Source organism: Pseudomonas sp. A125, from assembly GCF_055409485.1.
In genome coordinates this window covers 210722-233568 of record NZ_JBUZVP010000010.1, presented here as the reverse complement: position 1 = coordinate 233568, position 22847 = coordinate 210722, and the positions used below count along the sequence as shown (strand labels likewise).

The window sequence follows — 22847 nt, the reverse complement described above, 5'->3', positions numbered from 1 at the left end:
TGTTGACTATCAGTCTGACTCCACAAGCACCCACACGAATTGCTTGATTCAGTTGTTAAAGAGCGGTTGGTTAAGATCTTTCGTCTCAACCGAGGCGCGGAGTATACAGCAACCTCTCAGTTAATACCCTTAAAAGTTTATGATTTTTTACAACAAAATCAACTACTTAACTTCCAAGCAACTTCGAGCTGCTCGTTAGCGGGAGGCGAATAGTACAGTATTAAAATATGTGGTCAACCCCTAGCTGAAATTATTTTCTCATCCTGAAAAAGCCTGGGTTGCCACTATGAAAGATCCTAATAAGATCTCTGCGAAAAATGTTGTCGGTTCTTGAGTGCCGTAGGAGCGCCAGCTTCGTTTGGGCGCAGCAGCCACAGTCTGCCTGTCGGCCAAGTCTTGCCATCGCCTCACGGCCCAAGACAAAAATCAGTTTAATTGAAGCGAAAAAAAACCCGCTTTGGGCGGGCTTTCTTTGGGATGGTCGACCAACCGGTGAGGATTAGCCGAACCATCTATTCGCGAACCTACACCTGATCAGAAGTCCAGGTTGGACACCGCCAGGGCGTTGCTCTCGATGAAGTCACGACGAGGCTCGACCGCATCACCCATCAGGGTGTTGAAGATCTGGTCCGCGCCAATGGCGTCTTCGATGGTCACACGCAGCATGCGACGCTGCGCTGGGTCCATGGTGGTTTCCCACAGCTGATCCGGGTTCATTTCGCCCAGACCTTTGTATCGCTGAATGGTGTGACGCTTGGTGCTTTCCGCCATCAACCAGTCCAGGGCTTCCTTGAACTCTTTGACCGCTTTCTTACGCTCGCCACGCTGGATGTAAGCACCGTCGTCCAGCAGGGTGCTCAGTTGCGCGCCGAGGGTGACAACTGTCTTGTAGTCGTTGCTGCCGAAGAAGTCGCGGTTGAAGGTGACGTAGTTCGACAGGCCGTGGGAGATCAGTTCGACCTCTGGCAGCCAGACGTTACGTTCACGGTCTTCACGCAAGCTGGCTTTGTAAACCAGGCCAGACTTTTCAACGGTGCGCAGACGGACTTCGTACTGGGCCAGCCAATCCTGCATGTGCGCATGATCGCCCAGCTGTTCCAGGCTAACGGCAGGCAGGTAGATGAAGTGCTCGGTCAGCTCCTGAGGGTACAGGCGCGACAACCGCTTGAGAGTTTTCATCACCATGCGGAAGTCGTTTACCAGTCGCTCCAACGCTTCACCGGAGATACCCGGGGCTTCGTCGTTCAAGTGCAGGCTCGCATCTTCCAGGGCCGACTGCGTCATGTACTCTTCCATGGCGTCGTCGTCTTTGATGTATTGCTCTTGCTTGCCCTTTTTGACTTTGTACAACGGCGGCTGGGCGATATAGATGTAGCCACGCTCGATCAGCTCCGGCAATTGACGGAAGAAGAACGTCAACAGCAGGGTACGGATGTGCGAACCGTCGACGTCAGCATCAGTCATGATGATGATGTTGTGGTAGCGCAACTTGTCGATGTTGTACTCATCGCGGCCGATGCCACAGCCCAGGGCGGTGATCAACGTGCCGACTTCCTGAGAGGAAATCATCTTGTCGAAGCGCGCCTTCTCGACGTTGAGGATCTTACCCTTCAACGGCAGGATGGCCTGGGTGCGACGGTTACGACCCTGCTTGGCGGAACCGCCAGCAGAGTCACCTTCCACCAGGTACAGTTCGGAGAGGGCAGGGTCCTTCTCCTGGCAGTCAGCCAGTTTGCCCGGCAGGCCAGCGATATCCAGCGCACCTTTACGGCGGGTCATCTCACGGGCTTTACGCGCAGCTTCACGAGCCCGCGCCGCGTCGATCATCTTGCCGACAACCAGCTTGGCTTCGTTCGGGTTTTCCAGCAGGAAGTCGGAGAAGTACTTGCCCATTTCCTGTTCAACCGCTGTCTTCACTTCGGAAGACACCAGCTTGTCTTTGGTCTGGGAGCTGAACTTCGGATCCGGAACCTTGACCGAGATAATAGCGGTCAAGCCTTCACGTGCATCGTCACCGGTGGTGGCGACTTTGTGCTTCTTCGCCAGGCCTTCCGCTTCGATGTAGGTGTTCAGGTTACGCGTCAGTGCAGACCGGAAACCCACCAGGTGAGTACCGCCATCGCGCTGAGGAATGTTGTTGGTGAAGCACAACAGGTTCTCGTTGAAGCTGTCGTTCCACTGCAAGGCGATTTCCACGCCGATGCCGTCATCACGCTGCACATTGAAGTGGAACACCTGGTTGACCGGAGTCTTGTTAGTGTTCAAGTATTCAACGAACGCACGCAAGCCACCTTCGTACTTGAACAGTTCTTCCTTACCGCTGCGTTCATCCTTGAGGACGATACCTACACCGGAGTTAAGGAACGACAGTTCACGAATCCGCTTGGCCAGGATGTCCCAGCTGAAGTGGATGTTCTTGAAGGTTTCGTCGGAAGGACGGAAGTGAATCTGCGTACCGGTGGTTTCGCTTTCACCGACGATTTTCATCGGTTCTTGCGGAACGCCATGGACGTAGGTCTGCTCCCAAATCTTGCCACTGCGACGTACGGTCAGCACCAGCAGCTCGGAGAGGGCGTTCACCACGGAAACACCTACACCGTGCAAACCGCCGGAAACTTTATAGGAGTTGTCGTCGAACTTACCGCCGGCGTGGAGCACGGTCATGATGACCTCTGCCGCCGAAACGCCTTCTTCTTTATGCACATCTACCGGAATGCCACGACCGTTGTCGCGCACGGTGATGGACTCGTCCGGGTGGATGATAATGCTGATGTCGTCGCAGTGACCGGCCAAAGCTTCGTCGATCGAGTTATCGACCACCTCGAACACCATGTGGTGCAGACCGCTGCCATCATCGGTATCACCGATGTACATACCGGGACGTTTGCGTACGGCATCTAAACCTTTAAGCACTTTAATGCTGGTCGAGTCGTACGTATTCGTATTTTCTTCGCTCATGCCTTCACTCCCGATGGTCGTGGGTCTGGGTGATACGGCCCTGTTCCACGTGGAACAAAGCGACTGGCGTTTCCGTCTGCCAGCCTTCCCTCAATAATTCGTGATCTACACAGGTGATAAACACCTGGCAGCGTAAGTCTTCCAACAAGCGGCATAACGCGCGGCGGTGCTGCTCGTCCAGTTCGGAAGGCAAGTCATCCACCAGATAAATACATTGCCCGCGCCGGGCCTGGCTAACCAGATGCCCCTGGGCGATACGCAGAGCACAGACCACCAACTTCTGCTGACCGCGGGACAAGATGTCCGCGGCATTATGTGCGCCCAATCTAAGGCGCAAATCAGCTCGTTGTGGTCCGGCCTGAGTGTGACCAATTTGCTGATCCCGCTGTAGGGAGGTCGCGAGCACTGCACTCAGTTCCCGGTCTTTGTCCCAACCACGGTAGTAACTCAACGTCAGCCCCTCGAGTTCAAGCAACTCGCTCAAGGTCTGTTCAAAGACTGGTTTAAAGGCTTTGATATAGGCGCGGCGGTATTCATCTATTTCAGCGCTGGCCAGGCACAGTTCCCGGTCCCACGCTGCTTGCGAAGCGGCGTCAAGTGTACCATGCCGCAGCCATGAGTTCCGCTGCCGCAGGGCCTTCTGCAGGCGCTGCCACGTGGCCATGAAGCGCGGTTCCACGTGGAACACACCCCAATCGAGGAACTGCCGGCGAATTTTCGGCGCACCTTCCAGCAAACGGAAGCTGTCCGGGTTGATCAGTTGCAGCGGCAGGATTTCCGCCAGTTGCGCAGCACTGCGAGCATTCTGCCCGTCGATGCGAATTTGAAACTCTCCCTGCCGATCCCGAGATATCCCCAGGCTGCTATGCCCACCTTCTGCTAATTCGACTTGGCCAAACACCGTGCAAGCCAGCTGTTCATACTGAATCACCGGTAACAAGCGGGCACTACGAAAGGAACGGGCGAGCCCCAGCAAGTGAATGGCTTCCAGCACGCTGGTTTTGCCACTGCCGTTGGCGCCGTGGAGGATATTGATGCGAGGGGATGGGGAGAAGGTCACCGGGTGCAAATTGCGCACCGCGGTGACCGAGACGCGACTGAGGGACATCTAGCTTCTGCTGAACATGATTACAGGCGCATCGGCATGACAACGTACGCTGAGTCATCGTTGTCGGATTCTTGTACCAGCGCACTGCTGTTGGAGTCGGACAGAATCAGGCGAACCTGTTCGGTGGTCATCACGCCCAATACGTCCAACAGGTAGCTGACGTTAAACCCGATTTCCAGGTTACCGCCGTTGTAGTCAACGCCCACTTCTTCTTCCGCTTCTTCCTGCTCCGGGTTATTGGCCTGGATTTTCAGTTGGCCGTTGGCCAATTGCAGGCGAATACCGCGGTACTTCTCGTTGGACAGAATGGCGGTACGGCTGAACGCTTCACGCAGGGCCTGACGATCGCCGATCACCAGCTTGTCGCCGCCTTTAGGCAGAACACGCTCGTAATCCGGGAACTTGCCATCAACCAGCTTGGACGTGAAGGTGAACTCGCCCGTGGTCGCGCGGATGTGGTGCTGGCCCAATACGATACTGACATTGCCATCCGGCTCGGTCAGCAGGCGCGCCAGTTCCAGAATACCTTTACGCGGCACGATGACCTGGTGGCGATCCGGCTGACCGATATCGGCTTTCATCGAGCACATGGCCAGACGGTGACCGTCAGTGGCCACGGCGCGGATAATGCCTTCGGAAACTTCCAGCAGCATGCCATTCAAGTAGTAACGCACGTCCTGCTGGGCCATGGCGAAGCTGGTGCGCTCGATCAAACGGCGCAGACGGCTTTGTTCCAGGCTGCAGGTCAGTGAGCCTGGACCTTCTTCCACGGTTGGGAAGTCGTTGGCCGGCAGAGTCGACAGTGTGAAGCGGCTGCGACCAGCCTTGACCACCAACTTCTGCTCATCAACCTTGATGTCGATCAGTGCGTCATTGGGCAAGCTTTTGCAGATGTCCATCAGCTTGCGCGCTGGCACGGTGATCTCGCCAGGTTCAGCGGGTTCTTCGAGCTGGACACGACCGACCAGCTCGACTTCCAGGTCGGTACCGGTCAAGGACAGTTGCTGGCCTTCGACAACCAGCAATACGTTGGAAAGCACCGGCAAGGTCTGTCGGCGCTCGACGACGCCTGCGACCAGTTGCAGGGGTTTCAACAGGGCTTCGCGTTGAATGGTGAAATGCATGGTCTAGTCCCTTGCCTTAATAAGCTGCGCTGGTGTTCATCAAGTAGTCAGTGTACGCAGCAGGTTCTTGTAGTCCTCGCGAATATCCGCGTCGGATTCCTTAAGTTCGTTGATCTTGCGGCACGCGTGCAAGACCGTGGTGTGGTCGCGACCGCCAAATACATCACCGATTTCCGGCAGGCTGTGGTTGGTCAGCTCTTTGGAGAGCGCCATCGCCACTTGGCGGGGACGGGCTACCGAGCGCGAACGGCGCTTGGACAGCAGGTCGGAAATCTTGATCTTGTAGTACTCGGCCACGGTGCGCTGGATGTTATCCACACTCACCAGCTTGTCTTGCAACGCCAACAGGTCTTTCAGGGACTCGCGGATCAACTCGATGGTGATGTCGCGGCCCATGAAGTGCGAGTGAGCGATGACGCGCTTGAGCGCGCCTTCCAGTTCACGCACGTTGGAACGAATGCGCTGGGCGATGAAAAATGCGGCATCGTGGGGCAGGTCGACTTTAGCCTGGTCGGCCTTCTTCATCAGGATCGCGACCCGGGTTTCCAGCTCCGGCGGCTCTACCGCAACGGTCAGGCCCCAGCCGAAGCGCGACTTCAGGCGCTCTTCCAAGCCTTCGATCTCCTTCGGATAACGGTCACTGGTCAAGATGACCTGTTGGCCACCTTCGAGCAACGCGTTAAACGTGTGGAAAAACTCTTCCTGGGAACGTTCCTTGCGGGCGAAGAATTGAATGTCATCGATCAGCAACGCATCAACGGAACGGTAGAACCGTTTGAACTCGTTGATCGCGTTGAGCTGCAGCGCCTTGACCATGTCGGCCACGAAGCGCTCCGAGTGCAGGTACACGACCTTGGCATTCGGGTTCTTCTTTAATAGATGGTTACCCACAGCGTGCATCAAGTGAGTTTTACCCAAGCCAACACCACCATAAAGGAACAGCGGGTTGTAACCGTGCTTAGGGTTGTCGGCGACCTGCCAGGCAGCCGCGCGGGCCAACTGGTTGGATTTACCTTCGACAAAGTTCTCAAAGGTGAACGTGCGGTTCAGGTAACTGGTGTGCTTGAGCGCACCTTCTACCTGGACGGTGCGTTGTTCAGCACGAACCGGAGCCTGTTGGGAGCTGGCGCCTGCCATCGGGTCAAAGCTGTCGCGGGACGGCTCTTCATTTATAGGCGCGTTTTTCTGCGACGAGGATTTCGAAGGCGTCTGGGCAATCGGCGCTGGCGAGTTATTAACAGGTGCCGCTGCAGCTTGAGCCTGGGAGGCACTTGCGGCCAACGGTGCATTCGGCGCAGCACGAGGTGCCGAGCTACGTTTGCTGCCTATTAATAAAGAGAGCACAGGAGCAAGCCCGTTGCCATGTTCATCGAGTAACTCGAGAACGCGACTCAGGTATTTCTCGTTGACCCAGTCGAGAACAAAACGATTGGGTGCGTAGACACGCAACTCGTCGCCTTCGGCTTCGACCTGTAGCGGACGGATCCAGGTGTTGAATTGCTGGGCAGGCAGCTCATCGCGCAAAAGCTCCACGCACTGCTGCCAAAGTTCCACTGACACGGATATCCCCTAAGTTGAAAGCCGGTGAGGCAAAAACAGCCGCCATTGTAGCGGCCAGCCGTCCACTTATCCACATGTAGGTTGCTCACAGGGCGCCAAGAATCAATGCCTTAACCGTAAAAAAGGCGACAAATGGTCTGTGCATAAGCTCTGTGGATAAGCGCCCCTAAGCCCGTTGTACAAGTGGGGTCAAAAGTCTGTGGGTAACTGGCCTGTGGATAAGTAGCCATTCCACACACAGGTTATCCGATAGCGCAGCACAGGCAGAGCACCGTTTCTCCCCCGTGTTGTCATTCTCTGTACACCACGTGGAATATGGCCTAAAGGTAGTTATCCACAGAAGATCGCCTGCCTAGCTTTTATAAGCTTTACAGAAAAGCTTTAAATAACTTCCTTCTTTATTTTTATATCTATGGCATTGCTCGTGAAAGCCGAATCGCCTGGATTCGGTCCAAATGCCTCAAGAGATCTAATTGAAGGAAAAGCTGGTTGGAAATTGACCTAGAGGCTTGCTTTCTCTAGAATCGCCGGTCTCTTAAAACGGGGGCCATTCCGGCCCGTTGTGGACGAACCAGGTAACACGCCATGAAACGTACTTTCCAACCAAGCACCATCAAACGCGCCCGTACTCACGGCTTCCGTGCTCGCATGGCCACCAAGAACGGCCGTGCTGTCCTGTCGCGTCGCCGCGCCAAAGGTCGTGCGCGTCTGGCAGTTTGATAATCCGGTACTGGTGGTGAGTCAGGACTTCAGTCGGGAAAAGCGTTTGCTAACCCCCCGGCATTTCAAGGCAGTCTTTGACTCCCCCACCGGCAAGGTTCCGGGGAAAAATCTCCTGCTCCTTGCGCGTAACAACGATCTGGATCACCCCCGTCTCGGGTTGGTGATCGGCAAGAAGAGCGTAAAGCTCTCCGTTGAGCGCAATCGCCTCAAGCGTCTGATGCGCGAATCGTTTCGCCTCCACCAGGACACTCTGGTTGGTTGGGATATTGTTATCGTCGCGCGCAAAGGCTTGGGGGACGTAGAAAACCCCGAATTGATTCAGCATTTCGGCAAGCTCTGGAAACGTTTGGCTCGTACCAACAAGCCAGCACCAGCTGTCAGCACCGAAACTGTAGGGGTAGACAGTACTGATGCGTAAACTGGCCCTCGTTCCGATCCAGTTTTACCGCTATGCCATTAGTCCCCTGATGGCAAACCACTGTCGTTTCTACCCCAGTTGTTCCTGCTACGCGCTGGAAGCCATAGAAAATCATGGCCTTCTGCGCGGTGGCTGGCTGACCTTTCGTCGTTTAGGTCGCTGTCATCCGTGGAATCCCGGTGGTTATGACCCGGTTCCACCTATCCCTACCTCCCGTTCTTCTTCGATGGCCGAGTAATCATGGATATTAAACGCACGATCCTGATCGTCGCCCTGGCAATCGTGTCCTACTCTATGGTTCTTAAGTGGAACCAGGATTATGGCCAAGCTGCCCTGCCGACTCAGAATGTTGCTACCAATCAGTCGGCGCCGGCTATTCCGGATACGCCACTGGGTAACAATGCTGCCGCCAGTGCCGATGTACCCAGCGCGAATGCCGATACCAGCACCCCGGTAGAAACCCCGGTCGTCACCAATAAAGACCTCATCCACGTAAAAACGGATGTACTGGACCTGGCTATCGATCCACAAGGTGGTGATATCGCCCAGCTGAAGCTGCCGCTGTATCCACGTCGCCAAGACCATCCTGACGTTCCGTTCCAGCTGTTCGATAACGGCGGCGAACGTGTATATCTGGCACAAAGTGGCCTGACCGGTACTGACGGTCCGGATGCGCGTGCTACCGGTCGTCCGGTTTATTCGACCGAGCAGAAGACTTATCAACTGGCTGACGGCCAGAACCAGTTGAACGTTGACCTGAAATTCAGTCACGACGGCGTCAACTACATCAAGCGTTTCAGCTTTACCCGCGGTTTGTACGATCTGAAAGTTACTTATCTGATCGACAACACCAGCGCCAAGGCCTGGACGGGCAACCTGTTTGCCCAGCTCAAGCGTGACAACAGCGCCGATCCTTCTTCCAGCACCGCTACCGGCACCGCGACTTACCTGGGCGCTGCCCTGTGGACAAGTAACGAGCCGTACAAAAAAGTGTCGATGAAAGATATCGACAAGGGCGCGCTGAAAGAAACCATCCAAGGTGGCTGGGTCGCCTGGCTGCAACACTACTTTGTGACCGCGTGGATCCCGAACAAGGGTGACGCCAACTTGGTTCAAACCCGCAAAGACAGCCAAGGCAACTACATCATTGGCTTTACTGGCCCGACGTTGACCGTCGCTCCAGGTGCCAAGGCTGAAGCCAGCGCTACGTTGTATGCCGGCCCTAAGAGCCAGGCGGTCCTCAAAGAGTTATCCCCAGGTCTGGAACTGACTGTGGATTACGGCATTTTGTGGTTCATTGCCCAGCCGATCTTCTGGCTGCTGCAACATATCCACAGCATCGTCGGTAACTGGGGCTTCTCGATCATCCTGCTGACCATGCTGATCAAGGGGATCTTCTTCCCACTGTCGGCTGCCAGCTACAAGTCGATGGCCCGTATGCGTGCCGTGGCCCCGAAACTGGCCGCGCTGAAAGAACAACATGGTGACGACCGGCAGAAAATGTCGCAGGCCATGATGGAGCTGTACAAGAAAGAGAAGATCAACCCGCTGGGTGGATGCTTGCCGATTCTGGTACAGATGCCGGTATTCCTGTCGCTGTACTGGGTTCTCCTGGAAAGCGTGGAAATGCGCCAGGCACCGTTCATGCTGTGGATAACTGACCTGTCGATCAAAGACCCGTTCTTTATCCTGCCGATCATCATGGGCGCGACCATGTTCATCCAGCAGCGCCTGAACCCGACTCCTCCGGACCCGATGCAGGCCAAGGTAATGAAAATGATGCCAATCATCTTCACCTTCTTCTTCCTGTGGTTCCCGGCTGGTCTGGTGCTGTACTGGGTGGTCAACAACTGCCTGTCGATCTCCCAACAGTGGTACATCACACGTAAAATCGAAGCGGCTACCAAAAAAGCCGAGGCGTAATTTACTCTGTGGATAACACCACTCAAGACGCCCCCTAGTGGGGCGTTTTGCTTTCCGTCACTTTTACCCGGGTACCCGCCATGAGCGCTCCTCGTGAAACCATCGCCGCTGTCGCCACCGCTCAAGGTCGTGGTGGTGTCGGCATCGTTCGTATTTCCGGGCCGCTCGCCGGTGTGGCAGCCCTGGCCATCAGTGGGCGGGAACTGAAGCCCCGGTATGCGCATTACGGGCCTTTTCTCGGCGCCGATGAAGAGGTACTGGACGAAGGTATTGCCCTTTATTTCCCGGGGCCCAACTCATTTACCGGGGAAGATGTCCTTGAGCTGCAAGGCCACGGCGGCCCGATCGTGCTGGATATGCTGCTGCAGCGTTGCCTGCAACTGGGTTGCCGGCTCGCCCGCCCGGGTGAATTCAGCGAACGTGCGTTCCTCAACGACAAGCTCGACCTGGCCCAGGCCGAGGCGATTGCCGACCTGATCGAAGCCAGCTCTGCACAAGCTGCGCGCAATGCGTTGCGCTCGTTGCAGGGGGCGTTTTCCCTGCGTGTGCATAACCTCACCGAGCAGTTGATCAGCTTGCGCATCTACGTGGAGGCCGCGATTGATTTCCCGGAGGAGGAAATCGACTTCCTTGCCGATGGCCATGTACTGGCGATGCTGGATAAAGTTCGCGATGAGTTATCCACAGTACTGCGCGAAGCCGGGCAAGGAGCCTTGCTGCGCGACGGTATGACCGTGGTGATTGCCGGCCGTCCCAACGCCGGCAAGTCGAGCCTGCTCAATGCCCTGGCCGGGCGAGAGGCCGCGATCGTCACCGAGATCGCCGGCACCACGCGGGATATCCTGCGCGAACATATCCACATCGATGGCATGCCACTGCACGTGGTGGACACGGCGGGGCTGCGTGACACTGATGACCAGGTGGAAAAGATCGGCGTAGAACGTGCGTTAAAGGCCATCACCGAAGCCGATCGCGTGCTGCTGGTGGTGGACGCCACCGCGCCAGAGGCCGCAGACCCCTTCGCATTGTGGCCGGAATTCCTCGAACAACGGCCAGACCCGGCCAAAGTCACGCTGATTCGAAACAAGGCCGACCTGACCGGCGAGGCGATTGCGCTGGACGTCAGCGAGGATGGCCATGTGACGATCAGCCTCAGCGCCAAGTCGGCGGGTGATGGTCTGGAGTTATTGCGCGATCACCTGAAGGCCTGCATGGGCTACGAGCAAACCTCGGAAAGCAGCTTCAGTGCTCGCCGCAGGCACCTGGAAGCGTTGCGACACGCTAGCGCAGCCCTCGAGCACGGCCGGGCGCAGTTGACCCTGGCAGGTGCTGGTGAGCTGCTGGCTGAAGATCTGCGCCAGGCTCAACAGTTATTGGGTGAGATTACCGGCGCTTTCAGCTCCGATGATCTGCTGGGAAGGATCTTTTCCAGCTTCTGCATCGGTAAATAACCTTTCGTTTGTCCCCCAGGCAGGCCATTCGCGCCTGCCTGTTCTGCCCGTTTCAGGGCACTCCTTTGTCTTTTCTGAATAACCCGAACTTCGCGACGGCGTTTTTGCGCCCGGGATTTACCTCAATTGACGCTTTTCTGTGGATTAAGCCCTGTGAATAACCGCCCCTGTGCCCGGTTGATAACAGGGCTTGAAACCTGAGTAAAAACCCCTCTGTGGATAACCACCTGTTTAATCCACAGGCTTAGACCACTTATCCAAGGGCCTTATTGGCAGATGACCACAGACTTTTGAATCTCTGTACACACCATAAATAAAGGCCTGTAGAGATCTATCCACAGAAACATGCCTTAGTATAAATAAACATAAAAACAAAGATTTAATAAATTTCTCTCTTTTAATTTCTATTGTTCGTGATTCATCCACAGCTGGTTAAATTTTGTGCAAAGGGTTCTTTAGGAAGGGCGAAGTCCCTATACTTGCCGACTCGTTCGAAAACCTGATCTCGAACGCTCATTCCTAATTACCTACAGAAGCAGGCACGAGGTGCGTGGTGGATTTCCCTTCCCGTTTTGAAGTGATCGTCATCGGCGGCGGTCATGCCGGTACCGAGGCAGCACTGGCGTCAGCACGCATGGGGGCAAAAACCCTGTTGCTGACGCATAACGTGGAAACCCTCGGCGCCATGAGCTGCAACCCCGCAATTGGCGGGATTGGCAAAAGCCACCTGGTCAAGGAAATCGATGCCCTGGGCGGCGCGATGGCCATGGCTACGGACAAAGGCGGTATTCAATTTCGCGTATTGAACAGCCGCAAAGGCCCGGCCGTACGAGCCACCCGTGCTCAAGCCGACCGGATCCTGTACAAGGCCGCTGTCCGCGAAACCCTGGAAAACCAGCCGAACCTGTGGATATTTCAACAGGCCGCCGACGACCTGATCGTTGAACAGGACCAGGTACGTGGTGTTGTCACACAAATGGGCCTGCGGTTCTTCGCAGAATCCGTGGTGTTGACTACCGGTACCTTCCTCGGCGGACTTATCCACATCGGTATGCAGAACTATTCCGGTGGCCGTGCCGGTGACCCGCCGTCAATCGCCCTGGCTCAACGCCTTCGCGAACTACCACTGCGTGTCGGTCGCCTGAAAACCGGCACGCCGCCGCGTATTGACGGGCGTTCGGTGGATTTCTCGGTGATGACCGAGCAAGCCGGCGATACACCGATCCCGGTGATGTCGTTCATGGGCTCCAAGGAACAGCATCCGAAGCAAGTCAGTTGCTGGATTACCCACACCAATGCGCGTACCCACGAAATCATCGCCGCGAACCTCGACCGTTCGCCGATGTATTCCGGGGTGATCGAAGGTATTGGCCCACGCTACTGCCCGTCGATCGAAGACAAGATCCACCGCTTTGCCGACAAGGAAAGCCACCAGGTCTTCATCGAGCCGGAAGGGTTGACCACCCACGAGCTGTACCCGAACGGGATTTCCACTTCCCTGCCGTTCGACGTGCAAATCCAGATCGTGCAGTCGATTCGCGGCATGGAAAACGCACACATCGTCCGCCCTGGTTACGCCATCGAGTACGACTACTTCGACCCGCGTGACTTGAAATACAGCCTTGAAACCAAGGTGATCGGCGGTTTGTTCTTTGCTGGCCAAATCAACGGCACTACCGGCTACGAAGAAGCCGGCGCCCAGGGTTTGCTGGCCGGAGCCAATGCGGCACTGCGTGCACAAGGCAAAGACAGCTGGTGCCCGCGTCGCGATGAGGCCTACATCGGCGTGTTGGTCGACGACCTGATTACCCTCGGTACCCAGGAACCGTACCGGATGTTTACCTCCCGGGCGGAATACCGACTGATCCTGCGGGAAGACAACGCCGACCTGCGCTTGACCGAAAAAGGTCGCGAGCTGGGCTTGGTCGACGATGCACGTTGGGCAGCCTTCTGCAAAAAACGCGAGAGCATCGAGCTGGAAGAGCAACGCCTGAAAAGTACCTGGGTTCGCCCGGGCACCGAGCAAGGTGATGCGATTTCCGAAAAATTCGGCACGCCGCTGACTCACGAATACAACTTGCTGAACCTGCTGTCCCGTCCTGAAATCGACTACGCTGGTCTGATCTCGGTAACCGGCGGCGGTGCAGAAGACCCACAGGTCGCCGAGCAGGTCGAAATCAAGACCAAATACGCCGGTTACATTGATCGCCAGCAGGACGAGATTGCTCGTCTGCGGGCCAGCGAAGACACCAAGCTGCCTGTGGATATCGATTACACAAATATTTCCGGTCTGTCGAAAGAGATTCAAGGCAAGCTGGGGATAACTCGACCAGAGACCCTGGGCCAGGCGTCCCGTATCCCGGGCGTCACGCCGGCAGCCATTTCGCTGTTGATGATTCATTTGAAAAAACGCGGCGCGGGCCGTCAGTTGGAGCAAAGCGCTTGAGTTCGTTGGTCACCTCGCAACACGCCGAAGAGTTATCCACAGGTGCTCGCCAGCTTGGCGTCAACCTGACCGAAGCCCAGCATGAGTTGTTGCTGGGTTATCTGGCCCTGTTGATCAAATGGAACAAGGCTTACAACCTCACTGCGGTACGTGACCCGGACGAAATGGTCTCGCGCCACCTGCTCGACAGCCTCAGCGTGATGCCGTTTATCGAAAACGGCCGCTGGCTCGACGTTGGCAGCGGTGGCGGCATGCCCGGTATCCCGCTGGCGATCCTGTTTCCCGAGTCGCAAGTAACCTGCCTGGACAGCAACGGCAAGAAAACCCGCTTCCTGACCCAGGTGAAACTAGAACTCAAGCTGGATAACCTGCAAGTTATCCACAGTCGTGTCGAAGCCTTCACGCCTGAACAGCCTTTCAACGGAATTGTTTCCCGGGCTTTCAGCAGTATGGAGAACTTCAGCAACTGGACCCGCCACCTTGGCGACCGCGATACCCGTTGGCTGGCAATGAAGGGCGTTCATCCAAGCGACGAGCTGTTAGCATTGCCGGCAGACTTCCACCTCGATAGCGAACACGCCTTGGCCGTACCCGGTTGCCAAGGCCAACGCCATCTGCTGATACTGCGCCGCACGGCATGATTGGGAACACAAGCAAGAATGGCTAAGGTATTCGCGATAGCGAACCAGAAAGGTGGCGTGGGCAAAACCACCACCTGCATCAACCTCGCAGCATCCCTGGTCGCTACCAAGCGTCGGGTGCTGTTGATCGATCTCGATCCACAGGGCAACGCCACCATGGGTAGCGGTGTGGATAAACACGGCCTGGAAAACTCGGTCTACGACTTGCTGATTGGCGAGTGCGACCTGGCGCAGGCCATGCATTACTCCGAGCACGGCGGTTATCAACTGCTGCCGGCCAACCGCGATTTGACCGCGGCAGAAGTGGTGCTGCTGGAAATGCAGATGAAAGAAAGCCGTCTGCGCAGCGCTCTGGCGCCGATCCGCGAGAACTACGACTACATTTTGATCGACTGCCCACCGTCGCTGTCGATGCTGACGTTGAACGCATTGGTTGCAGCCGACGGGGTGATTATCCCCATGCAGTGCGAGTACTTCGCGCTCGAAGGCTTGAGCGACCTTGTGGATAACATCAAGCGTATCGCCGAGTTGCTCAACCCGAACCTGCAAATCGAAGGCCTGCTGCGGACCATGTATGACCCGCGCCTGAGCCTGATGAACGATGTGTCGGCGCAGCTCAAGGAGCACTTCGGCGAGCAGTTGTACGACACCGTGATTCCGCGCAACATCCGCCTGGCCGAAGCGCCAAGCTATGGCATGCCCGCGCTGGCGTACGACAAGTCCTCGCGTGGTGCCATTGCCTATCTGGCGCTGGCCGGCGAGATGGTTCGCCGTCAACGCCGCAATTCACGCACCGCTGCAGCCCAGCCAACTTAAGGAATCCCCATGGCCGTCAAGAAACGAGGTCTCGGACGTGGACTGGATGCACTGCTGAGTGGTCCGACTGTCACGACCCTTGAAGAACAAGCGGTGCAGGCCGACGAGCGTGAGCTGCAGCACTTGCCGCTGGACCTGATCCAGCGCGGCAAATACCAGCCGCGCCGGGACATGGACCCGCAGGCGCTGGAAGAACTGGCGAATTCGATCAAGGCCCAGGGCGTGATGCAGCCGATCGTGGTGCGCCCGATTGGTGCCGGCCGCTTTGAAATCATCGCGGGCGAACGCCGCTGGCGCGCCAGCCAGCAGGCCGGCAAGGAAACCATCCCGGCGATGGTGCGCGATGTGCCGGATGAAACCGCCATCGCCATGGCGCTGATCGAGAACATCCAGCGCGAAGACCTCAACCCGATCGAGGAAGCGATCGCCCTGCAGCGTTTGCAGCAGGAATTCAAACTGACTCAGCAGGAAGTCGCGGATGCAGTGGGCAAGTCCCGCGTGACCGTATCCAACCTGCTGCGCCTGATTGCGCTGCCGGAAGTCATCAAAACCATGCTGTCCCATGGTGACCTGGAAATGGGTCATGCCCGTGCTTTGCTCGGTTTGCCGGAAAATCAACAGGTTGAGGGGGCGCGACACGTTGTCGCACGAGGCCTCACCGTTCGTCAGACCGAGGCCCTGGTTCGCCAGTGGCTCAGTGGCAAACCTGCACCGGTCGAAACCGTCAAACCTGATCCGGATATCGCACGCCTTGAGCAGCGCCTGGCCGAACGCCTAGGCTCTGCGGTGCAAATCCGGCATGGCAAGAAAGGCAAAGGGCAATTGGTCATCGGATATAACTCATTGGATGAGCTTCAGGGCGTCCTTGCCCACATCCGCTGAAACAATTGCTTGTGTAGCGCGCAGTCGGAAATCACTACCCGGCAGTTGAATAGGGGCAGAACCGCCCCTATACTCTGCGCGCATTTTGTCGGCACAAATTATGCCAAGTTATTGATTTCCGGCAGCCGACCATTGAGGAGCAAGAGTGATGGAAACCCGCACGCCAAACACGTTGCCGTTCCATCGCTTGGCAGTTTTCCCGGTTTTAATGGCTCAATTTGTCATTTTACTGATCGCCTCGTTGGCGCTTTGGTATTGGCATGGAGTCGTAGCCGGATATTCAGGACTCTGCGGAGGCCTGATAGCCTTGCTGCCCAATATGTATTTTGCTCACAGGGCCTTTCGGTTTTCCGGCGCCCGAGCAGCCCAGGCCATCGTCCGGTCTTTTTATGCCGGCGAGGCGGGGAAACTGATTTTGACGGCAGTGCTGTTTGCACTGACCTTTGCAGGTGTGAAGCCATTGGCGCCGCTGGCTGTATTCGGCGTGTTCGTGTTGACTCAACTGGTCAACTGGTTCGCTCCCCTGCTAATGAAAACAAGACTTTCGAAACCTTAGGGCGTTTGAGGCAACCATGGCAGAAACAACCGCTTCGGGCTATATCCAGCACCACTTGCAGAACCTGACCTTCGGTCAGCTTCCCAACGGCGGCTGGGGCTTTGCCCACTCCGCAGCAGAAGCCAAAGAAATGGGCTTCTGGGCATTCCACCTGGATACTCTGGGCTGGTCTGTCGCATTGGGTCTGATCTTCGTCCTGATTTTCCGCATGGCGGCAAAGAAGGCGACTTCCGGTCAGCCAGGTGCTTTGCAGAACTTCGTTGAAGTATTGGTCGAATTCGTCGATGGCAGCGTGAAAGACAGCTTCCATGGCCGTAGCGCGGTGATTGCACCGTTAGCGCTGACCATCTTCGTCTGGGTGTTCCTGATGAACGCCGTCGACCTGATTCCGGTCGACTGGATTCCTCAGTTGGCCATCCTGATCACCGGCGACCACCACATTCCATTCCGTGCTGTTTCGACCACGGACCCTAACGCCACCCTGGGCATGGCCCTGTCGGTGTTTGCGTTGATCATCTTCTACAGCATCAAGATCAAGGGTATCGGCGGCTTTATCGGCGAACTGACCCTGCACCCGTTCGGCAGCAAGAACATCTTCGTTCAAGCCCTGCTGATCCCGGTGAACTTCCTGCTGGAATTCGTGACCCTGATCGCCAAGCCGATTTCCCTGGCTTTGCGACTGTTCGGCAACATGTATGCCGGCGAGCTGGTGTTCATTCTGATCGCTGTGATGTTCGGCAGTGGTCTGCTCTGGCTTAGCGGCCTGGGCATTGTTCTGCAGTGGGCGTGGGCTGTGTTCCACATCCTGATCATCACCCTGCAGGCGTTTATCTTCATGATGCTGACCATCGTCTACCTGTCGATGGCGCACGAAGAGAACCATTAAGACCAGTCTCGACTAGTCTGATGTCCCTCCCGGTCAAACGGGAGGGTAGCCCTGAAGGGCTATGAAACGATTTGTTTTACCGTTTTAAAATCTAAAAAACCTAAACCATACGACGTAAAAGTCGGGAGGAAAGATGGAAACTGTAGTTGGTCTAACCGCTATCGCTGTTGCACTGTTGATCGGCCTGGGCGCCCTGGGTACTGCCATTGGTTTCGGCCTGCTGGGCGGCAAGTTCCTGGAAGGCGCAGCGCGTCAGCCAGAAATGGTTCCAATGCTGCAAGTTAAAATGTTCATCGTCGCCGGCCTGCTCGACGCCGTGACCATGATCGGTGTTGGTATCGCTCTGTTCTTCACCTTCGCGAACCCCTTCGTTGGTCAACTCGCCGGTTAATCACTCGGTTTTTCGAGTGATTGGTGTGTTGTGCAACGAACGAGCGAGGTATTGGCGTGAACATTAATGCAACCATTATTGGTCAGTCCTTAGCGTTCTTGATTTTTGTAGTTTTCTGCATGAAGTTCGTATGGCCTCCGGTCATCGCGGCTTTGCACGAACGTCAGAAGAAGATCGCAGACGGACTGGACGCTGCCGCACGAGCAGCTCGCGACCTGGAGTTGGCCCAAGATAAAGCGGGTCAACAACTGCGCGAAGCGAAAGCTCAGGCAGCTGAAATCATTGAGCAAGCCAAGAAACGCGGTAACCAGATCGTTGAAGAGGCTGTTGAAAAAGCCCGTATCGACGCTGACCGTGTGAAGGTTCAGGCTCAAGCCGAGATCGAGCAGGAACTGAACGGTGTCAAAGATGCGCTGCGTGCCCAATTGGGTGCTCTGGCCGTCGGCGGTGCTGAGAAGATCCTGGGTGCCACAATCGATCAAAACGCGCACGCGGAGCTGGTTAACAAACTGGCTGCTGAAATTTAAGCGAGGGCGATCATGGCAGAATTGACCACGTTGGCCCGACCTTACGCTAAGGCAGCCTTCGAGCACGCCCAGGCCCACCAGCAGCTGGCCTCTTGGTCAGCCATGCTCGGCCTGGCTGCAGCAGTGTCGCAAGACGACACGATGCAGCGCGTGCTCAAGGCCCCGCGACTGACGAGCGCAGACAAGGCCGCCACGTTTATTGACGTGTGCGGCGACAAGTTTGATGTAAAAGTGCAGAACTTCATCCACGTCGTTGCCGAAAACGACCGTCTCCCGCTTCTGCCGGAGATCGCCGCTCTGTTTGACCTGTACAAGGCCGAACAAGAGAAATCGGTAGATGTTGAAGTGACCAGTGCTTTTGCATTGAACCAAGAACAGCAAGACAAACTCGCCAAGGTTCTCAGTGCACGACTCGACCGGGAAGTGCGCCTGCAAGTTGCGGAGGATGCCACCCTGATTGGTGGTGTCATCATTCGCGCCGGCGACCTGGTTATCGATGGCTCGATTCGCGGCAAACTCGCGAATCTTGCCGAAGCATTGAAATCTTGAGTTTGAAGGGGCAGCAGAGCAATGCAGCAACTCAATCCTTCCGAAATAAGTGAAATTATCAAGGGCCGCATCGACAAGCTCGATGTGACCTCCCAAGCCCGTAACGAAGGCACTGTCGTCAGCGTATCTGACGGCATCGTGCGGATTCACGGTCTGGCCGACGTAATGTACGGCGAGATGATCGAGTTTCCGGGCGGCGTCTACGGTATGGCTCTCAACCTGGAGCAAGACTCTGTAGGTGCCGTTGTATTGGGCTCCTACCAGACTCTGGCCGAAGGCATGAGCGCCAAGTGCACAGGCCGCATCCTGGAGGTTCCGGTTGGTAAGGAACTGCTGGGTCGCGTTGTCGACGCACTGGGTAACCCAGTTGACGGCAAAGGTCCGCTGAACAACACCGAGACCGATGCGGTCGAGAAAGTTGCTCCAGGCGTGATCTGGCGTAAGTCGGTAGACCAGCCTGTACAGACTGGCTACAAGGCTGTCGATGCCATGATTCCTGTCGGCCGTGGCCAGCGTGAGCTGATCATCGGTGACCGTCAGATCGGTAAAACCGCTCTGGCGATCGACGCGATCATCAACCAGAAAGACAGCGGGATTTTCTGCGTCTACGTAGCAATCGGTCAGAAACAATCGACCATCGCCAACGTGGTTCGCAAGCTGGAAGAAAACGGCGCCCTGGCTAACACCATCGTCGTGGCCGCCAGTGCTTCGGAATCCGCTGCACTTCAGTTCCTGGCACCGTACTCCGGTTGCACCATGGGCGAATACTTCCGCGACCGCGGTGAAGACGCGCTGATCGTTTATGACGATCTGTCCAAGCAAGCAGTGGCTTACCGCCAGATTTCCCTGCTGCTGCGCCGTCCACCAGGCCGTGAAGCTTACCCAGGCGACGTGTTCTATCTCCACTCCCGTCTGCTGGAACGCGCATCCCGCGTTTCGGAAGAATACGTAGAGAAGTTCACCAACGGCGCAGTGACCGGCAAAACCGGTTCCCTGACCGCACTGCCGATCATCGAAACCCAGGCTGGCGACGTTTCCGCGTTCGTTCCGACCAACGTGATTTCCATCACTGACGGTCAGATCTTCCTGGAATCGGCCATGTTCAACTCCGGGATCCGTCCTGCAGTGAACGCCGGTGTTTCGGTATCCCGTGTGGGTGGTGCCGCTCAGACCAAGATCATCAAGAAGCTCTCCGGTGGTATCCGTACCGCTCTGGCTCAGTACCGTGAACTGGCGGCATTCGCCCAGTTCGCTTCTGACCTGGACGAAGCGACCCGTAAGCAACTTGAGCATGGTCAGCGCGTTACCGAGCTGATGAAGCAGAAGCAATACGCACCAATGTCGATCGCTGACATGGCGCTGTCGCTGTATGCCGCTGAGCGTGGGTTCCTGACCGACGTTGAAATCACCAAGGTCGGCAGCTTTGAACAAGCGCTGATTGCTTACTTCAACCGCGATCACGCCGAATTGATGGCGAAGATCAACGTGAAGGGTGACTTCAATGACGACATCGACGCTGGCATCAAAGCCGGTATCGAGAAGTTCAAGGCCACCCAAACCTGGTAAGCCGCAGCGGGGGCCGCGAGGCTCCCGCTTGCTAACCTGATAGGTGTTACATGGCAGGCGCAAAAGAGATTCGCAGTAAGATTGCGAGCATCAAAAGCACGCAAAAGATCACCAGCGCCATGGAAAAAGTGGCGGTCAGCAAAATGCGCAAGGCACAAATGCGCATGGCTGCTAGCCGTCCCTACGCGGAGCGTATCCGCCAGGTTATTGGTCATCTGGCCAACGCCAACCCGGAATATCGCCACCCGTTCATGCTCGACCGCGAAGTAAAGCGCGTCGGTTATGTCGTGGTGAGCAGTGACCGTGGTTTGTGCGGTGGTTTGAATACCAACCTGTTCAAGGCCCTGGTCAAGGACATGGCGGTAAACCGCGAAAACGGCGTCGAGATCGATCTGTGTGTGGTCGGTAGCAAGGGTGCGGCCTTTTTCCGCAACTTCGGCGGTAACGTCGTTGCAGCTATCAGCCACCTGGGTGAAGAACCGTCGATCAATGATTTGATCGGCAGCGTCAAAGTGATGCTGGATGCATACCTGGAAGGCCGGATTGACCGCCTCTCCGTGGTATCCAACAAGTTCATCAACACCATGACGCAACAGCCTACCGTGGAGCAGTTGATTCCATTGGTGGCCACCCCGGAACAAGAACTCAAGCACCACTGGGACTACCTCTACGAACCAGACGCCAAAGAGCTGCTTGACGGCTTGATGGTGCGCTACGTGGAGTCGCAGGTGTACCAGGCGGTGGTCGAGAACAACGCGGCTGAACAAGCTGCGCGGATGATCGCGATGAAGAACGCTACCGACAACGCCGGTGATTTGATCAGCGATTTGCAGCTGATCTACAACAAGGCGCGTCAGGCTGCGATCACCCAAGAGATCTCGGAAATCGTCGGCGGCGCTGCCGCGGTTTAACGGTTCAAATATTCAGAGGATCCAGCTATGAGTAGCGGACGTATCGTTCAAATCATCGGCGCCGTTATCGACGTGGAATTCCCACGCGACAGCGTACCGAGCATCTACAACGCTTTGAAAGTCAAAAGCGATGCCGGCACCACCCTGGAAGTTCAGCAGCAGCTGGGCGACGGCGTGGTTCGTACCATTGCAATGGGTTCCACCGAGGGCTTGAAGCGCGGTCTGGAAGTCACTGACTCTGGCGCAGCCATCTCCGTACCTGTCGGTAAAGCGACCCTGGGCCGGATCATGGACGTCCTCGGTAACCCGATCGACGAAGCCGGTCCAATTGAAACCGAAGAGCGCTGGGGCATTCACCGTCCTGCGCCTTCCTTCGCGGAACAAGCGGGCGGCAACGACCTGCTGGAAACCGGCATCAAGGTTATCGACCTGGTTTGCCCGTTCGCCAAGGGCGGTAAAGTCGGTCTGTTCGGTGGTGCCGGTGTAGGCAAAACCGTAAACATGATGGAACTGATCCGTAACATCGCCATCGAGCACAGCGGTTATTCCGTGTTCGCCGGTGTGGGTGAGCGTACTCGTGAGGGTAACGACTTCTACCACGAGATGAAGGATTCCAACGTTCTGGACAAAGTGGCACTGGTTTACGGTCAGATGAACGAGCCGCCGGGTAACCGTCTGCGCGTAGCACTGACCGGCCTGACCATGGCCGAGAAGTTCCGTGACGAAGGTAACGACGTTTTGCTGTTCGTCGACAACATCTATCGTTACACCCTGGCCGGTACTGAAGTATCCGCACTGCTGGGCCGTATGCCTTCGGCAGTAGGTTACCAGCCGACCCTGGCCGAAGAGATGGGTACTCTGCAAGAGCGTATCACTTCGACCAAAAACGGTTCGATCACCTCGATCCAAGCGGTATACGTACCTGCGGATGACTTGACTGACCCGTCGCCAGCGACCACGTTCGCCCACTTGGACGCCACCGTCGTACTGTCCCGTGACATCGCCTCCCTGGGTATCTACCCAGCGGTCGATCCACTGGACTCGACTTCGCGCCAGCTGGACCCGAACGTTATCGGCCAGGAACACTACGACACCGCTCGCGGCGTCCAGTACGTTCTGCAGCGTTACAAAGAACTGAAGGACATCATTGCGATCCTGGGTATGGACGAGCTGTCGGAAACCGACAAGCAGTTGGTATCCCGCGCTCGTAAGATCCAGCGCTTCTTGTCGCAGCCGTTCTTCGTGGCTGAAGTCTTCACCGGTGCCTCGGGTAAATACGTTTCCCTGAAAGACACCATTGCTGGCTTCAAAGGCATCCTCAACGGTGACTACGACCACCTGCCAGAACAAGCGTTCTACATGGTCGGCGGCATCGAAGAAGCGATCGAGAAAGCCAAGAAACTGTAATTCC

General features: G+C 56.4%; 21 protein-coding genes. 17 read left to right on the top strand and 4 right to left on the bottom strand.

What is annotated here, in order from left to right:
• Positions 1 to 534 precede the first annotated feature (534 nt).
• The 4 genes from gyrB to dnaA are packed head-to-tail and all read right to left on the bottom strand — an operon-like array spanning position 535 to position 6750.
• Positions 535 to 2958, bottom strand: coding sequence for a DNA topoisomerase (ATP-hydrolyzing) subunit B (gene gyrB / locus ACZRN6_RS16215; protein WP_464008382.1), 2424 nt, complete (start codon positions 2956 to 2958; stop codon positions 535 to 537).
• 4 nt (positions 2959 to 2962) lie between these two features.
• A complete protein-coding gene (recF, locus tag ACZRN6_RS16210) occupies positions 2963 to 4066 on the bottom strand; it encodes a DNA replication/repair protein RecF (RefSeq protein WP_464008381.1) in 1104 nt (367 codons plus the stop codon).
• Between the two features lie 20 nt (positions 4067 to 4086).
• Positions 4087 to 5190 (bottom strand): DNA polymerase III subunit beta, encoded by a 1104-nt coding sequence (gene dnaN, locus ACZRN6_RS16205; protein WP_003213582.1) that lies wholly within the window; start codon positions 5188 to 5190, stop codon positions 4087 to 4089.
• Between the two features lie 39 nt (positions 5191 to 5229).
• Positions 5230 to 6750, bottom strand: coding sequence for a chromosomal replication initiator protein DnaA (dnaA, locus tag ACZRN6_RS16200; protein ID WP_464008380.1), 1521 nt, complete (start codon positions 6748 to 6750; stop codon positions 5230 to 5232).
• 585 nt (positions 6751 to 7335) lie between these two features.
• Here dnaA and rpmH point away from each other — a divergent pair.
• The 17 genes from rpmH (at position 7336) to atpD (ending at position 22843) form a co-directional block, all read left to right on the top strand.
• Positions 7336 to 7470, top strand: coding sequence for a 50S ribosomal protein L34 (rpmH, locus tag ACZRN6_RS16195; protein ID WP_003213577.1), 135 nt, complete (start codon positions 7336 to 7338; stop codon positions 7468 to 7470).
• A gap of 16 nt (positions 7471 to 7486) precedes the next feature.
• Positions 7487 to 7891 (top strand): ribonuclease P protein component, encoded by a 405-nt coding sequence (gene rnpA, locus ACZRN6_RS16190; RefSeq protein ID WP_053128141.1) that lies wholly within the window; start codon positions 7487 to 7489, stop codon positions 7889 to 7891.
• Entirely contained in the window at positions 7884 to 8129 is a 246-nt protein-coding gene (gene yidD / locus ACZRN6_RS16185; RefSeq protein WP_003213574.1) for a membrane protein insertion efficiency factor YidD, read from the top strand. Before rnpA ends, yidD begins: the two co-directional genes overlap by 8 nt.
• 2 nt (positions 8130 to 8131) lie before the next feature.
• A complete protein-coding gene (yidC, locus tag ACZRN6_RS16180) occupies positions 8132 to 9814 on the top strand; it encodes a membrane protein insertase YidC (RefSeq protein WP_322148567.1) in 1683 nt (560 codons plus the stop codon).
• 80 nt (positions 9815 to 9894) lie between these two features.
• A complete protein-coding gene (gene mnmE, locus ACZRN6_RS16175) occupies positions 9895 to 11265 on the top strand; it encodes a tRNA uridine-5-carboxymethylaminomethyl(34) synthesis GTPase MnmE (protein ID WP_322148566.1) in 1371 nt (456 codons plus the stop codon).
• Positions 11266 to 11818: 553 nt separating this feature from the next.
• Positions 11819 to 13711, top strand: coding sequence for a tRNA uridine-5-carboxymethylaminomethyl(34) synthesis enzyme MnmG (gene mnmG / locus ACZRN6_RS16170; RefSeq protein WP_464008379.1), 1893 nt, complete (start codon positions 11819 to 11821; stop codon positions 13709 to 13711).
• A complete protein-coding gene (gene rsmG / locus ACZRN6_RS16165) occupies positions 13708 to 14352 on the top strand; it encodes a 16S rRNA (guanine(527)-N(7))-methyltransferase RsmG (protein ID WP_003213561.1) in 645 nt (214 codons plus the stop codon). The genes mnmG and rsmG overlap by 4 nt, the downstream gene beginning before the upstream one ends.
• Before the next feature lie 18 nt (positions 14353 to 14370).
• The gene (locus tag ACZRN6_RS16160) at positions 14371 to 15168 is read left to right on the top strand and encodes a ParA family protein (protein WP_071485337.1); all 798 of its coding nucleotides are present in this window, start codon (positions 14371 to 14373) and stop codon (positions 15166 to 15168) included.
• Between the two features lie 9 nt (positions 15169 to 15177).
• Complete coding sequence (locus tag ACZRN6_RS16155; RefSeq protein ID WP_322148563.1) at positions 15178 to 16050, top strand: ParB/RepB/Spo0J family partition protein; 873 nt, start codon at positions 15178 to 15180, stop codon at positions 16048 to 16050.
• A 148-nt stretch (positions 16051 to 16198) separates the two neighbouring features.
• Positions 16199 to 16606: a F0F1 ATP synthase subunit I gene (locus ACZRN6_RS16150; protein ID WP_322148561.1), complete on the top strand. Its 408-nt coding sequence runs from the start codon at positions 16199 to 16201 to the stop codon at positions 16604 to 16606.
• A 16-nt stretch (positions 16607 to 16622) separates the two neighbouring features.
• Positions 16623 to 17492 carry a F0F1 ATP synthase subunit A gene (atpB, locus tag ACZRN6_RS16145; protein ID WP_322148560.1) on the top strand — a complete coding sequence of 290 codons (870 nt, stop codon included), beginning with the start codon at positions 16623 to 16625 and terminating at the stop codon, positions 17490 to 17492.
• Between the two features lie 133 nt (positions 17493 to 17625).
• Complete coding sequence (gene atpE, locus ACZRN6_RS16140) at positions 17626 to 17883, top strand: F0F1 ATP synthase subunit C (protein WP_002555987.1); 258 nt, start codon at positions 17626 to 17628, stop codon at positions 17881 to 17883.
• Positions 17884 to 17939: 56 nt separating this feature from the next.
• Entirely contained in the window at positions 17940 to 18410 is a 471-nt protein-coding gene (locus ACZRN6_RS16135; RefSeq protein ID WP_008439543.1) for a F0F1 ATP synthase subunit B, read from the top strand.
• 12 nt (positions 18411 to 18422) lie between these two features.
• Positions 18423 to 18959, top strand: coding sequence for a F0F1 ATP synthase subunit delta (locus ACZRN6_RS16130; RefSeq protein ID WP_003213551.1), 537 nt, complete (start codon positions 18423 to 18425; stop codon positions 18957 to 18959).
• Between the two features lie 21 nt (positions 18960 to 18980).
• A complete protein-coding gene (gene atpA / locus ACZRN6_RS16125) occupies positions 18981 to 20525 on the top strand; it encodes a F0F1 ATP synthase subunit alpha (protein ID WP_003213549.1) in 1545 nt (514 codons plus the stop codon).
• Positions 20526 to 20575: 50 nt separating this feature from the next.
• Positions 20576 to 21436 carry a F0F1 ATP synthase subunit gamma gene (atpG, locus tag ACZRN6_RS16120; RefSeq protein ID WP_076013260.1) on the top strand — a complete coding sequence of 287 codons (861 nt, stop codon included), beginning with the start codon at positions 20576 to 20578 and terminating at the stop codon, positions 21434 to 21436.
• 27 nt (positions 21437 to 21463) lie between these two features.
• Complete coding sequence (gene atpD / locus ACZRN6_RS16115) at positions 21464 to 22843, top strand: F0F1 ATP synthase subunit beta (protein ID WP_076013259.1); 1380 nt, start codon at positions 21464 to 21466, stop codon at positions 22841 to 22843.
• The last annotated feature ends 4 nt before the right edge of the window (positions 22844 to 22847 follow it).

Bases quoted from the DNA above. Each gene is read 5' to 3' on its own strand.
- gyrB (WP_464008382.1), bottom strand. From the start codon at position 2,958: ATGAGCGAAGAAAATACGAATACGTACGACTCGACCAGCATTAAAGTG.
- recF (WP_464008381.1), bottom strand. From the start codon at position 4,066: ATGTCCCTCAGTCGCGTCTCGGTCACCGCGGTGCGCAATTTGCACCCG.
- dnaN (WP_003213582.1), bottom strand. From the start codon at position 5,190: ATGCATTTCACCATTCAACGCGAAGCCCTGTTGAAACCCCTGCAACTG.
- rpmH (WP_003213577.1), top strand. From the start codon at position 7,336: ATGAAACGTACTTTCCAACCAAGCACCATCAAACGCGCCCGTACTCAC.
- yidD (WP_003213574.1), top strand. From the start codon at position 7,884: ATGCGTAAACTGGCCCTCGTTCCGATCCAGTTTTACCGCTATGCCATT.
- yidC (WP_322148567.1), top strand. From the start codon at position 8,132: ATGGATATTAAACGCACGATCCTGATCGTCGCCCTGGCAATCGTGTCC.
- mnmE (WP_322148566.1), top strand. From the start codon at position 9,895: ATGAGCGCTCCTCGTGAAACCATCGCCGCTGTCGCCACCGCTCAAGGT.
- ACZRN6_RS16160 (WP_071485337.1), top strand. From the start codon at position 14,371: ATGGCTAAGGTATTCGCGATAGCGAACCAGAAAGGTGGCGTGGGCAAA.
- ACZRN6_RS16155 (WP_322148563.1), top strand. From the start codon at position 15,178: ATGGCCGTCAAGAAACGAGGTCTCGGACGTGGACTGGATGCACTGCTG.
- ACZRN6_RS16150 (WP_322148561.1), top strand. From the start codon at position 16,199: ATGGAAACCCGCACGCCAAACACGTTGCCGTTCCATCGCTTGGCAGTT.
- atpB (WP_322148560.1), top strand. From the start codon at position 16,623: ATGGCAGAAACAACCGCTTCGGGCTATATCCAGCACCACTTGCAGAAC.
- atpE (WP_002555987.1), top strand. From the start codon at position 17,626: ATGGAAACTGTAGTTGGTCTAACCGCTATCGCTGTTGCACTGTTGATC.
- ACZRN6_RS16130 (WP_003213551.1), top strand. From the start codon at position 18,423: ATGGCAGAATTGACCACGTTGGCCCGACCTTACGCTAAGGCAGCCTTC.
- atpA (WP_003213549.1), top strand. From the start codon at position 18,981: ATGCAGCAACTCAATCCTTCCGAAATAAGTGAAATTATCAAGGGCCGC.
- atpG (WP_076013260.1), top strand. From the start codon at position 20,576: ATGGCAGGCGCAAAAGAGATTCGCAGTAAGATTGCGAGCATCAAAAGC.
- atpD (WP_076013259.1), top strand. From the start codon at position 21,464: ATGAGTAGCGGACGTATCGTTCAAATCATCGGCGCCGTTATCGACGTG.